The following is an 11,899-nucleotide window of genomic DNA, read 5'->3' on the forward strand; positions in this document are numbered from 1 at the left end:
TGCAGCTAATTAGTCCCGCCGTAGGCACTGCCTTCGGTGACACGCATAAAGATGTCTTCCAGATTGCTCACTTGGCCAGCAAAGTGGCTTACCTGGGCACCGGACTGAACGAGATGGGTGAGCAGTGCGCTGACCATCTGGTCATCACCTTCCACATCAATCTCGATCTGGGGTGGGGTAGCATCGGGCAAGGCGCGTACCTCCAACACATGCGACAATCCGCGTACCATCTCCGCCGCCACTGTCGGGTCACTGAGGAGGTGTACGGTATAGGTACGGTGGGGCTGGAGCGAGCGCATGATCGTCTCGACATCGCCCGATGCGAGCAACTTACCGCGCTCAATGATCCCGATATGGGTACACATCTCGGCCAACTCGGTGAGGATGTGCGAGCTGATCATGATCGTCTTGCCCATGCTGCGTAGCTCCTTGAGCAGCTCGCGCAGTTCCACCCGCGCACGCGGATCGAGGCCACTGGCTGGCTCATCCAGAATGAGCAAAGCTGGATCGTGCAGCATGGTGCGAGCTAGGCTGAGCCGCTGCTTCATACCACGTGACAGCCCCATCACATCGGCATCGCGCTTGTGGCTGAGATCGACCAGCGCCAGCAGATCGTCAATCAGTTTGGGGCGGCGGGCGGCGGGGATCTCATACGCAGCGGCAAAAAAATCCAGGTATTCCCACGACTTCATCGCGTCGTAGACCCCAAAGAAGTCGGGCATGAAGCCTACCGAACGCCGCACCGCCAAGCGATCCTTGACCACCGCGTGGCCGGCGACCCACGCCTCACCCGCGCTCGGCAGGAGCAGGGTAGTCAGAATCCGCATCGTGGTGGTCTTGCCAGCGCCATTCGGCCCAATAAAGCCATACACCGCCCCCTGTGGGATCTGAAGATTCAGATGATCCAGGGCGATGTTATTGCCGTAGCGCCGGGTGAGATCTTTGGTCTCAACAATGATGGTCATAGTATAGTGTTCACCCACCAAGCCGAATCAGATGCAGGGTCATCCCCTGTTGAATATTCGGGTCGCCATCAACCGCCACCTCTAGGGCCGGAGCCATACTCCACGCCAAGAGATAGACCGCATCTGGATCGGGGATACCCTGCGCCCCGCTCCAACTTGGCCCACCGAGCGCAAAGCGATCATAGTTGAACATGGTGTACAAGACCAGATCGCGATTAAAGAGTCCTTCAGAATCATTGGTGTCATAGTTATAATCGGGGAAGTTCTGCATATTCAGTGGCAATGTCACCTCGGCCATTTGCCCAGGTGCGAGATCGCCTAGTTCTTCCGCCATTGTTCCGCGCACAATCTGGGCATCATAGAGCGTCTCATCACTTAGATTGGTGATGGTTCCGCGCACTTGGCTGGCAACACGTTCGATCTGACTGGCAACAGCGGGAGTCTGCGCTACATGCTGTTCAACCAACAGGGTGCGTAACGAAGAGACATCCACGAGCAAATCGGGGACATACACCCCTTCTTCGCCCACCGTCACCGGCACGTGCTTGAAGGTGTAGTTCTCGAAGCTTCCTGGCGAGACAAGCGCTTCGGCGGCAACATTGATGTTGTAGCTCCGGCGTTGGGGCGAAAAAACACCGACGAAGGCCGTCGCTTGCCCGCCGGGTATTCCCTCTTGACTCTGCACCAGCGCCAACTGGACGACTTGGGGCTGGATACCGCGCAGTACAAAACTGATCGCATACGAGCCAACCAGGAAGAGCGCCACCAAGGCTGGCGTCGTAATCCATGCCAGATCAATCCGCCGCATCCGCCGCAACACCAAGAAGTTGATCGGCCCGATCACCAGAATATAGCCAGTAATCAGCAAGAAGAGAATCAGTGGTGAGGGCAGGTTGAGGGCTTCGAGTTGTAGCGACTGGCGTAGCAGATTTTCACTTTGCGAACGGAACATATAGCCGATCTGCATGCGCTGATTGGGGGCCAGAATACGCTCCCAGAGTTGCACTTCACCCGACCATACCCGCAACACACTCAGGTCGAAGGCGCAGAAGATCACCCGGCCAGTGCCGCGTTCAATACTGGTTATCAGGTTTTGCGCATCCAGATTGACCGCCTGGGGGCGCAATGTCACCTGATGCGCGGTAAGCCCGGCCAGCGCCGAACTCAGGCCACGCATCCCGGCGAGGCGTTCGAGACCATCAACCGGAACCGCACTCTGTATATCATTACTCAGCGTAACTGGTAGTAGCGGATCGAACGCATCGTTGATCGGGCGCGCATCGGTACCACCACTCACCAGCAGCGTGCCACCAAGCTGCACCCAATGCTCCAAGGCAGCCCGTTGGCGCTCATTCAACGTGGCAACCAGATCATGGATGACGATCACATCCAAACCACCGAGCACCATCGGATCATCCGGCATAAGTTCGGGCGACAAGTGGCTCAAATAGGTCGGGTATCCGGGTACGAACTCGGCACTACTCAGGCTATTGAGCAGCGTCAGATCGCTACTCAACACACCCACCAGCACCGCACTGGTATCAATCGGGGTGAGGCGCACCGTCTGACTGAGCCGGGATTGCCCATCCACCATCAGATGCACCTCGGCCACTCGTTGGTGGTTGTTGGTGACAACCGGGAGCAACACCTCCTTGCGTGCCCCGCGTGGCAGATCGATCAGATAGCGGAAAGATGGCTCTTGCTCACCAGTAAACGTCCACTCCAAACTCCCGCGCAGATCGCCGCCATCATTGGCAACCACCATCCGTACCGGGAACCAGTGGCTCACATGGTACTGGCCCAATCCATCATACCCAACCTGAATAGCGAGGGTAAGGGCCGGATTCGTCTGCGCCGCCAGTGACCCGACGGGCAGCAGGACGAAGAGCGTGAGCAAAAAGAGTAGGATACGCGGCAGTCTGAGCACAAGATCCCCTTACGACGCCGCAGGCGGCACATTCAGTTCTTGATGGCGCTGCTGTGCGTCATGGTAATATTTCAGTAGCGTGAGCGTATCATTGAACGCCCGCTCCTTCTCATTCCGCTTAAAAGCCACCTGATAGTCATTGATCTTCTGTACCACATCACGTGGGCGCGGCACACGGTCAAAGGTAAACTTGCCACCACCACCAGCCGTCTCAAGCACCACATTCCCATAGCCGAGCAGGTTACTAATGAAGGAGGTCTCGAACGAGACATTCGTCACCGCGCCCAAACTCGCCTGCCGCCGATCTTCCGGGCCAAAGGGCTTCTTCTCAATATCAATCACATTGGTCTGGTTAAGAATGTAGAGATCATTGCGATAATCTTCGATCTCCCACGCGCCCCAGGCGACAAAGAAGATGATCAAGACGACCGAGAGCACCGTCGAGAGCAGCGCACTCATCAGCAAGAAATTGGCCGCAATGGCAATACTCAACATCCCACCAAAAAGCAACAGCACCGGGCCGATCTGTGCTTTGAGGCCAAAGATCCAGTGGGCGCGCCACGTAATCGTGCCGTTATCTTCGTTGATCTCCGGGTTTTCGGGGAAGAACCATTGCAGAAAGCGTACCCCGTTCGAGATCTTAATGTCCTTCTTGAAGACCCGCTTTTCAGGCTTAGCATTATAGACCCGCGTCTCGATCATGCGGTTGAAGTCCTCTTCGCTGCGTTGTTTGCGATAGGAATTCACCTCATCCATGATCTTTTTCTGCATAGTCCGGGGATTGGAAGCCGAATCAAAGGCGATCTGGCCACCAATACGCGCCGATTTGACAATGATCGTCCCAAATCCGAGCCAATGCTGGCTGTAGCTCTTGGTGGCTGCAACCACATCCTGAATATCCTCAATGAAGATCTGTTCTTGGGAGCGACGCTCAATCAGCTTAGGGATAAAAACCTGATCGTTATCATAGACCACACGCTTATTGGTCAGAATAAGTTCATCATTGAGCCAGTCATAGGTGGTGAAGAAGGTGAACAAGAGGCTCAGACCGGTGAAAATATAGAGAACAATATTGATGAAATCAAACGTTTGGCGCACAAACATGGCCGAATCGACATAGAAGAGGCGTCCGCCATTATAGCGATAATAGATCAAGAGCAGTAAAACGCCTCCCGCACCAAGAATGATATTCCGGGTACGCAGATCCTCTTTTTTAGCCTTAGCATTACCCGAAGTCCGCACCCAGAGTGTCGTCCAGAGCAACAGGAGCAGGGCTTCAATGCTAATCAGGAGCCAATTAAAGAAATCGAGGCCGACCGGCTCACCGGCATCAGTGACGAGAAAGCCCCCGCCGATACTACGATAGAAGGCGAGGCCCGCAAAAAATGCAATTCCAAGCACAGGGCCAATCAAACGGCTCAGCAGAACAATCCAGTGGCGTCCGGTGACATGGAGGATATGTTCACCCTCGCCCAGATCGAGTGCTTCGGAGGCATCCTCAAGCAGCAGATCCTTCAGGAAGTGCAGCATACATCGGCTCCTCAACTAGCTCTTCGCCTAGCTTCCCGGAAGATCAGATCAGCCATGGCGGGTGATATAGTCCATGATCCACGCCACCTCAGCCTCAGGCGAAAGGCCATCATTCTGCAACAGAACCGCATCAGCAGCGGGGCGCAGGACGTGGGCATCAAGGTCATCACGACGGGCGATAGCGGAGCGTACAAGATCGAGGGGCTGAGCAGCACCCCCGGAGTGTTCCTGGGTACGACGGCGGGCGCGCTCATCAAGCGAGGCTTCCAGGTAGATCTTGAGTGGCGCATCGGGCATCACCACCGTACCAGCATCGCGCCCGACCATCACCACATGGCCGCGCTGGCCGATCTGCTGTTGCTGGCGGATCAGTTCGCGGCGCACGCCTGGGTAGCGTGCCACCAGCGAGACACCACGTTCCACCTCTGGGCTACGGATGTCCCACGTCACATCCTGGCCATCGGTGAGCACCGTATACTGGCGCCCATCGGCCTGAGTTGGTGGCACGACCTCGATCTCCACCTGCTGGGCCAGCGCCTCAACAGGTTCAGCCTGGGCCAGATCGAGGCCGACGCGCAACGCCACCAGAGTGAGTGCCCGATACATGACACCGGTATCAAAGTAGAGATAGCCGAGGCGCTCGGCCAAGAGCGCACCCAGGGTACTCTTTCCGGCTCCAGCCGGGCCATCAATGGTGATTACCAGCGGTTGCGACATAGGGGTTCAATGGAGTTCACAGAGCATACGACGATAACACGCCGTATTGTAGCATGCGGCGCGTATAGGTGACAAGATCCGCGATCATCTCGTTAGGTAGGGCATGTGCCGGTGGGGGTCGGGGGTGGCTGCGCCACCCCCGCAGAATTTTTTTATGGTGTTTTGGCGGCTTCGCCGCCAAAACACCATAAAAAATGGGGCTTGGGGTGCAGCCCCAAGGACTCTGCACATGCCCGATCATTCCGCAGGGACAAAGTATCGCCCTCCAAGGAGCAGGGGAACCCGAACGCGGTTGGCGGGCGATGCTTCGCCCCTACCCCCCCACCGCGTGCATGATCAACTCCTCGGTTGAAACCCGCCCCGGCTGGGTCGTGTCACCGGAACGAGGCAACAAGCGACCAAAGAGGCTCCCGCGTGGCCCGGAGGTGGAAGGATGGGTCTCAGTGGCCGGTTCGGTACGTAGCTCCACCAACCGATCCTGGATCATCTGGGCCACCACCTCCGCCACGTCAATCTCAGTCCACCCCAGATCCGCAATGATCTCGGCCAGTGTATGCAGACCATTAATGCGATCCAGTACTTGGTGGTGGAACGGCCCCACCCGCCGCAATGCTGCCTCGAATGAGACCACCAAGACCGGGATCAGTGCTAATGAGGGCACACGCGGGCGAATGTCGTGCCAACGCTGCGCAAGGCTTTGGGCGATACGAATATGCTCATCAACATCCCCCCAGATCGACTCGCTGTTGGAGGTGATATCACTGACAAAACTGAACGTAGCCTGATTGACTTCAAAGAGCTTGATAAGCGCGGGATGACCGATGTTCTCGGCAATATCACAGTGATAGAGGGTTCCATCACGGAAGTAGAGGTGCCCATCCACTGGAGTGGCATAGATGTTGAGTGCCCCAGTGACTGAACTGTACGAGATCATCTCGATCAGTTCATGCAGCGGGATCGTCTCAAGTGTGCCTTCAAGTTTCACGGCTGCGTACTCCCTAACAGTAACAGTACGATCCAGGATCGCAGAGTATTGGAGGATACGGAGACCACGTCAACCTCCTGAGTTACGTAGGAAGTATAACATGCCTTTTAGGCAGAACGAAACAGTACTTTTGGTGTTTTCTACTATGACTATGCGTACAAATTAGTGATAATTGTATAACATTTAACTCTGCGCTATCAGCAGCACGAGGCTTGCGATCCGCTGCCGCAGATCATCGCGGGCGTGGCGGAAGGCCGCAAGCTGCGCCGCACCCGGCGGGGCGACGACGGGATCGGGGATGCTCCAATGCAAGATTCGCACGGCCTCTGGCCAGAACGGGCACTCCTCGCGGGCAATATCACACACCGTTACCACCACATGGGGCTGGAGGTCGGCCACCTGATCGAGTGCCTTGGGTTGCTGGTAGCCAATATCAATCCCGACCTCGGCCATGACCTGAATGGCGAGGGGTTGGATGGGGGCGGGATGGGTTCCGGCACTGCGCACGATCACGCGCCCCGCGCTGAGATGACGCAACCAGCCTTCGGCCATCTGCGAACGGGCGCTGTTGGCACGGCAGAGGAAGAGAACGGTCATGACTGGCAGTTCCAATGGGCTACAGGGTTGCGGCAGCAGCAGATCGGCCCCGATCTGCTGGTAGATGGCCTCTAACTGGCTCAGGTGCAGGCTGTAGTAACTGGCCCGCGCATCGGCGTCGCTGCGATGTTGTTGCACCAACCCTGCCTGACGCATGATCCCCAGGTGGTACGAGACCAGATTCTGGGGTAGCCCGGTCGCGGCGATAATCTCACTCACTTGGCGATCACTCGCTCGTAGGGTCTGTATGATGCGCCAGCGGGTCTCGTCGGCAATCAGTTTGAGGGCGCTCAGGAGTAGTAATTCATCAGTCGCCATTATTGGGTTCCTTCGTTGTTGTGAGGATTGAATATGGTAGCCGGTTGTGGGAGTGATGTCAATATATCAAATTATATTGCTTCAATCAACCAATACAGATGCTTGACAAACCGATAAGTACCGTATAGTATCAACTTAGACTGTTATAATTCAATCAAGGGGAGAATATGAGTATTCGCGTCGGCATCAACGGCTTTGGACGGATCGGGCGTTTGGCGCTGCGGGCCGCCTGGGGATGGCCGGAATTCACCTTCGCCCATATTAACGAGATCGGTGGAGATGCGGCGGTGAGTGCGCATCTGCTCAATTTTGACTCGGTACATGGGCGTTGGCACACGCAAGCCCAGGGTGAAGGGGCACAGTTGGAGATCGCCGGACACACGATTAGCCACAGCAGCATCAAGGATGCCGGGGCTGTCCCCTGGGCGGATGCGGGGGTGGATATGGTGTTGGAGGCAAGTGGTAAGCTGCGCACGCCGGAGCAGTTGGCCGCCTACTTTCAGGCCGGGGTCAAGAAGGTGATTGTCGCGGCTCCGGTGAAGGGCGAGGCACTTAATGTGGTGATGGGAGTCAATGATGATTGGTACGACCCAGAACGGCACCATATCGTCACTGCTGCTTCGTGTACCACCAACTGTCTGGCTCCGGTGGTCAAGGTGATCCACGCGGGGATCGGGATCAAGCACGGGATGATCACGACGATCCACAGTTCGACCAACACCCAGAGTGTGCATGATCAGGCCCACAAGGATCTGCGCCGTGCCCGTGCCTCCTCACTCTCGCTCGTGCCCACGACTACCGGCTCGGCCACCGCGATTGGCATGATCTTCCCCGAACTCCAGGGTAAACTCAATGGCCAAGCGGTGCGCGTGCCGCTGCTGAATGCCTCGCTCACCGATTGTGTCTTTGAGGTCAACCGCCCAACCTCGGTCGAGGAGGTCAATACGCTGCTCCAAAGCGCCGCCGCTGGCCCGCTGCACGGCATTCTGGCCTACGAGACGCTCCCGCTGGTCTCGATGGATTTTCTGACCAACCCGCATTCAGCAATTGTCGACTCGCTCTGCACAATGGTCACCAATGCGACCCAAGTGAAGATCTATGCCTGGTACGACAATGAGTGGGGCTATGCGAACCGCTATGTGGAGTTAGCCCGTAAGGTAGCTGCATCACTATGAGCCAGACTAACCGCCGCAACTATGCGCTCGTCACACTGGCCTATTGGGCCGATACGCTCACTGACGGGGCAATTCGGATGCTGGTACTCTTCTTCTTTTCGCAGTTGGGCTACTCGCCCTTTGCGGTGGCTTCGCTCTTTCTCTTCTATGAGATTTTTGGCATTGTCACCAACCTGTTTGGGGGCTACCTGGGGGCGCGCTTTGGCCTCAAGATGACCCTCTTTCTGGGGCTGGGCACCCAACTGATCGCGCTGGCGTTGTTGGCTTTTGCACCACCCACATGGCTGGTGGTGCCGTATGTGATGCTGGCGCAGGCATTCTCTGGGATCGCCAAAGACTTGACCAAGATGTCCTCGAAGAGTGCGGTGAAGTTGGTGGCCGGGGAGGGCCAGGGCCAGCTCTACCGCTGGGTGAGCCTGCTCACCGGCTCGAAGAATGCGATCAAGGGCGTGGGCTTCTTTGTGGGGGCACTGCTGCTCACCCTGGTCGGCTTCCAGATCGCTCTGCGTATCCTGGCTGGGTTAGTGTTGGTGGCGCTGCTCGTGGCGCTGCTGGGTATGCGCGGCGACCTGGGCACGCCGGATAAGCAGGCCAAGTTCCGCCAGATCTTCTCGCCCAACCGGGCGGTGAATATGTTGGCGGCGGCACGCATCTTCCTCTTTGCGGCGCGTGATGTCTGGTTCGTGGTCGGCTTGCCGGTCTTTTTTGTGAGTGTGCTGGGCTGGGATTTTTGGTTGGCGGGCGGTTTTATGGCGCTCTGGACGATTGGGTATGGGGTGGTGCAGGCAGCCACACCGGCGCTGTTGCGGCGCGGGGTAGCAGGCCAGGGCGAACCGGACGGGCGCACTGCTACCCGGCTGGCCTTTGGCTTGGCGATCTTCCCCTTGGGGATCGCGGTGGCGCTCCAGGCAGGTGTCAGCCCCACCTGGGTGATCGTGCTGGGGTTATTGGCCTTCGGGGCGATCTTTGCGCTCAACTCAGCCGTGCATAGCTACCTGATTTTGGCCTATACCGACAGCAACAAGGTGGCGATGCAGGTCGGATTCTACTACATGGCCAACGCGCTGGGGCGGCTGGTGGGCACGGTCTTGTCGGGGCTGCTCTATCAACTCGGCGTGATGAGCGGGCCATACGGGGGCTTGGTGGCATGTCTGGGGGCATCGCTGCTCTTTGTGCTGCTGGCGGGGCTGATTTCGCGCTGGTTGCCGAGCCAAATGGCCCCGCGTACCCGCCCGATTGTGTTGGGGGATCTGGGGGAGTAATCAAGTGTTAACGCGAATAGGTTCTGGGGGCGAGGGCAAGATGCCCTCGCCCCCAGGTATGGTGTGTTTTGGCGGCTACGCCGCCAAAACACACCAAAAAAGTTCTTCGGGGGCGGAGCGCAATTAGAAGATTGACGTGCGTTCGGCCAAGCGCGTATTGATCGTCTCCTGGATCGTATCGCGCACCCGCTCGGCGAGAGAGAGCACCGTCAGTGGGTCATCGGCACCACGTGGGCCATACTCCTCGGTGGAGATCGGCGGGCAGAAGGTGATGTTCCAGCGCGTCGGCAGCGGAATCGTACCCAGCAGGCCCAGCCAGGGGAAGAAGGGGGTGATCGGGAAGTAGGGGAACCCGAGCATCTTGGCGATCGACTCGGCGTTGTGCAACATCGGGTAGATCTCTTCGGCCCCCACCACCGCCACCGGTACAATCGGGGCACCGGTGCGCAGTGCGACCTGGATGAATCCACCGCGCCCGAAGCGTGCCAGCTTGTAGCGATCCTTGTAGAGCTTGCCCACGCCCTTAATGCCTTCGGGGAAGACACACACCAACTCGTCATTTTCGAGCAGGCGCACCGCATTCTCTGGCAGGCCGGGCACCTGGCCGGTAGCAGCCAGCGCGGGGGCAATGAAGGGGAGGGTGGTAAACCAGTGCAGGTGCAGGCTGCGCACCACCCGCCCCACCCGTTCCGGGTGTTCACTGGCGACTGCCGAGGCAATCATGGCCCCATCCCAGGGCAACACGCCGCTATGGTTAGCCACCAGCAGCGCACGCCCCTCCGCCGGGACATGCTCAAGCCCCTGGGCCTGCACCCGCCACCACGTATGGTACATAAACGAGACAAACGGGCGCACAATCTCGATAATGTCAGGATCAAGCCCGTAGGGGTCAATCGTATACTCCCCCCGCGCCCGGCGCTTGATGAATTCCACCTGCTCCTGCACCTGATACTGGAGCACCATCCCGACGCCCTTCCAGAAATCTGGATCAAGGTAATCGCGTAGGTCGGTGCCGCCCAGCATCTCATTCACCTTATTGACCTGCTCTTCAGTCATGCGGCGCATGTTCTCGCCAACCAGACTAAGCAGACCAGCGGCAATATCGGCTGTAGAAGAGGCATGCGGATCGGCCTGTGCGCCACGGTTACGCACCTCCAACTCGACCTCGAAGAGATCCTCGCTGGGTTGGGTACTCCACGCCGAAGCCGGGTTGGGTAGCGGTGGTGGAGGCGGCGCGGCTGGCTCCTCGACATGTGGTGGTTCCACAGCCTCGCTACTCGTCTGTTTACGACTACGCCGCTTGTTGGGCACCGCAGGCTTCGACTCCTCTGCCGCAGGTGCATTGCTCACGTCAATCTCAACGGACTCCGGCGGAGTTGGCGAAGAACCGGCCACCTCAATCTCAATCGGCTCTGACACAGACTACCTCTTTCGGCTAAGGAATGCACGCAGGGCCGCCTCAGAAGCTTCGCGATCCAGCGGAGCATGCCCTTTCTGGTGCGTCGCACTGATCGAGTCGGCGACACCATCCTGAGGTGCCCAACCCATCTCTTGTTTGGCCCGGTGGGTATCAACCACACATGGATGGCGCAAGAAGTTGACATCAACCGGCCAGGGGTGGGTTTGATCGCGGCTGACATCACGCTTCGAGCGCACAATCATGGACTCGATGGTCGGCGAGGGTAACTGGCCAGAGAGGCGGATGGCCTGCGAAATACAGACCGCATCATCAGCGGCGAGGTTATACGGGCCAGCGCACGGGTTGAGGGCAAAGTGGGCTAGCGCCTCCACCGCATCATTGATACTGAGCAACTGAATGACCGGATCGAACCCGATCAGCATGCGCGGCCACGGCTGGGAGAAGTAGTCCATGAGCGGCGACCAGCCACCCACCAACGGGGCCATGCGGAGCGAAGCCACCCGTATCTCGTGGTGCTGCTCGGCAAACTCGGCCATAAAGATCTCAACCTCAGCCAGATCGCGCAAAAAGCCGCGCAGACCGCTATGGGCGACGGGGCGGCGTTCATCAATCATCATGGGGTTAAGCGGGCTCGCCCCATAGACCCAACTGTGGCTACGCACCACCACCTGCTGCACCCCCGCCCGCAAGCAGGCACCCAACAGATCCATCGTCCCGATCACATTCTGCTGGACAGCCGCCTCGCGACTCGTGACAGGAGCCTCAGTACCAGCAAAATCTATCTGGACAACCGTATCAATCTGCTCGGCCTCTAGCAACTCAACCAGTTGCAAGCCGTTCAGGTGGGCCAACAACCATTCAGTTCGACCCAGCGAAGCCACCGGCTCATAGCGGGTCAGACCGATGACGGCAATATCATCATACTCGCACAGACGGCGGGCTACCCGTGCGCCGAGTACCCCACCAACCCCATTGATCAGCACTCTTCTCATGCTCTGGCCTC

10 protein-coding genes are annotated in these 11,899 nt (G+C 58.1%); 2 read left to right on the forward strand and 8 right to left on the reverse strand.

Annotated features, from left to right (window positions below; translation table 11 throughout):
* Window positions 1-5: 5 nt before the first annotated feature.
* From EKD03_RS02180 to EKD03_RS02205, 6 genes are all read right to left on the reverse strand, one after another.
* A complete protein-coding gene (locus tag EKD03_RS02180; RefSeq protein ID WP_129626841.1) occupies window positions 6-965 on the reverse strand; it encodes an ABC transporter ATP-binding protein in 960 nt (319 codons plus the stop codon).
* A 10-nt stretch (window positions 966-975) separates the two neighbouring features.
* Window positions 976-2,892, reverse strand: a complete 1,917-nt coding sequence (locus EKD03_RS02185) for a COG1361 family protein (protein WP_129626843.1) — start codon at window positions 2,890-2,892, stop codon at window positions 976-978.
* Between the two features lie 9 nt (window positions 2,893-2,901).
* A complete protein-coding gene (locus tag EKD03_RS02190; protein ID WP_129626845.1) occupies window positions 2,902-4,422 on the reverse strand; it encodes a PH domain-containing protein in 1,521 nt (506 codons plus the stop codon).
* Window positions 4,423-4,470: 48 nt separating this feature from the next.
* Window positions 4,471-5,139 (reverse strand): (d)CMP kinase, encoded by a 669-nt coding sequence (cmk, locus tag EKD03_RS02195; protein ID WP_129626848.1) that lies wholly within the window; start codon window positions 5,137-5,139, stop codon window positions 4,471-4,473.
* Between the two features lie 313 nt (window positions 5,140-5,452).
* Window positions 5,453-6,124: a DUF4388 domain-containing protein gene (locus tag EKD03_RS02200; RefSeq protein WP_129626851.1), complete on the reverse strand. Its 672-nt coding sequence runs from the start codon at window positions 6,122-6,124 to the stop codon at window positions 5,453-5,455.
* A gap of 183 nt (window positions 6,125-6,307) precedes the next feature.
* Complete coding sequence (locus tag EKD03_RS02205) at window positions 6,308-7,039, reverse strand: metalloregulator ArsR/SmtB family transcription factor (protein ID WP_129626854.1); 732 nt, start codon at window positions 7,037-7,039, stop codon at window positions 6,308-6,310.
* A 167-nt stretch (window positions 7,040-7,206) separates the two neighbouring features.
* On the opposite strand from EKD03_RS02205, the gene EKD03_RS02210 reads away from it, so the two are divergent.
* Both EKD03_RS02210 and arsJ read left to right on the forward strand, forming a co-directional pair.
* Window positions 7,207-8,214: an ArsJ-associated glyceraldehyde-3-phosphate dehydrogenase gene (locus EKD03_RS02210; protein WP_129626857.1), complete on the forward strand. Its 1,008-nt coding sequence runs from the start codon at window positions 7,207-7,209 to the stop codon at window positions 8,212-8,214.
* Window positions 8,211-9,476, forward strand: coding sequence for an organoarsenical effux MFS transporter ArsJ (gene arsJ / locus EKD03_RS02215; RefSeq protein ID WP_129626859.1), 1,266 nt, complete (start codon window positions 8,211-8,213; stop codon window positions 9,474-9,476). Before EKD03_RS02210 ends, arsJ begins: the two co-directional genes overlap by 4 nt.
* 123 nt (window positions 9,477-9,599) lie before the next feature.
* Here arsJ and EKD03_RS02220 read toward each other — a convergent pair whose 3' ends face one another.
* Both EKD03_RS02220 and EKD03_RS02225 read right to left on the reverse strand, forming a co-directional pair.
* Window positions 9,600-10,895: a lysophospholipid acyltransferase family protein gene (locus EKD03_RS02220; RefSeq protein ID WP_129626861.1), complete on the reverse strand. Its 1,296-nt coding sequence runs from the start codon at window positions 10,893-10,895 to the stop codon at window positions 9,600-9,602.
* Between the two features lie 3 nt (window positions 10,896-10,898).
* Entirely contained in the window at window positions 10,899-11,888 is a 990-nt protein-coding gene (locus EKD03_RS02225; protein WP_129626863.1) for an NAD-dependent epimerase/dehydratase family protein, read from the reverse strand.
* Between the last annotated feature and the right edge of the window lie 11 nt (window positions 11,889-11,899).

This window comes from Candidatus Oscillochloris fontis, assembly GCF_004138135.1.
Taxonomy (GTDB): domain Bacteria; phylum Chloroflexota; class Chloroflexia; order Chloroflexales; family Chloroflexaceae; genus Oscillochloris; species Oscillochloris fontis.